The sequence below is a fragment of the Acinetobacter puyangensis genome, assembly GCF_900096995.1.
Lineage (GTDB): Bacteria > Pseudomonadota > Gammaproteobacteria > Pseudomonadales > Moraxellaceae > Acinetobacter > Acinetobacter puyangensis.
Window position 1 is genome coordinate 1,774 of sequence record NZ_OANT01000028.1, and the last position, 1,441, is coordinate 3,214.

Here is a 1,441-nt window from a genome sequence, read left to right on the forward strand (position 1 = left end):
AGGTGTAGTCGGTATTATTAGTCCATGGAATTTCCCATTAAATCTTGCATTTAGCCCTTTGGCAGGTGTTTTTGCCGCAGGTAATCGTGCCTTGCTTAAACCCTCTGAACTTACGCCTAAAACCAGTGCGTTATTGGCGCAACTGGTCCCACAATATTTTGATGAAACTGAATTACACGTCATTACCGGTGATGCCGAAGTCGGGGCTGCATTTAGTGCATTGCCATTTGATCATTTAATTTTTACTGGTAGCACCAATGTCGGACGTTCGGTAATGCGTGCAGCTGCGGAAAACCTTGTACCGGTAACGCTTGAATTAGGTGGAAAATCACCCGTGGTTATTCATGAGGATTTTGATTTGAATACCGCCATTGAACGGATTCTGACCATCAAAACCTTTAATGCCGGACAAATCTGTATCTCGCCAGATTATGTATTATTGCCAAAACAGCAACAAGCCGATTTTATTGAACATGCAAAAATTTTCACGCAAAGCATTTTTCCAACTTACTTTGACAATGATGACTATACCTCAATTATCAGTGAACGTCATTTTCAGCGTTTATTAAAACTCATTGAAGATGCCAAATCCAAAGGTGCAACCATCATCACCTTAAATACTGATGAAACCATTGCCGATACTGCAAGTCGAAAAATTGCGCCAACGTTAATACTAGATGTTCATGATGATATGCTGGTTATGCAGGAAGAAATTTTTGGGCCGCTACTACCCATCAAAACCTATACCTCAATGGAAGAAGCGATTAACTATATCAACGCTCATCCTCGTCCACTAGCAGCCTATTATTTTGGACAGGATAAATTGGCACAACAGCACTTTGCGACACAAACGACATCTGGAGCATTGGTTGTCAATGACGTGATGACGCATGTTTTAGTGGAAAATTTGCCATTTGGTGGTGTAGGTGCTTCTGGTATTGGTGCATATCATGGCATTCACGGCTTTCGTCGTTTTAGCCATGCTAAAGCCGTTGTGATTCAAAGCGAATCGGGCGAGTCAAACTTAAGACTACGAGCGCCCTACCAGCAAAAATTTACTGCGCTTCAAGACATATTTAATTAATCCTATCCACGATCAAGGAAAACCAACATGAAAATTTTTTATAAAACACGTGCAACAGCAACTGGCGGCCGTTCAGGTCATACCCAACTGGACGATGGTAGCCTAGGCTTTGATCTCGCCATACCCGGTACTGATAAAGTTGGGACCAATCCCGAACAGCTTTTTGCTTTGGGCTATGCAGCATGTTTTGACAATGCGCTCCCCGTTGTTGCGAAACAACTTAAATTAGCATTTGAAACCAGTAAAACTTCTGTAGAAGTCGGTATCGGTATGCTGCCAAGTGGTGGTTATACGCTGGACGTGGATTTATTTGTCGAAATTACCGGCCTTTCTCAGGAAAATGCGGAAAAATTAGTT

At 42.2% G+C, this 1,441-nt stretch carries 2 protein-coding genes; both read left to right on the forward strand.

Annotated features, from left to right (window positions below; all coding sequences use genetic code 11):
- Window positions 1-1,084: aldehyde dehydrogenase family protein (locus CRO21_RS17350; RefSeq protein WP_097080551.1), on the forward strand; the 1,084-nt coding region annotated here is incomplete at its 5' end.
- Window positions 1,085-1,111: 27 nt separating this feature from the next.
- The coding region (locus CRO21_RS17355; protein ID WP_097080550.1) for an Ohr family peroxiredoxin at window positions 1,112-1,441 on the forward strand (330 nt) is incomplete at its 3' end.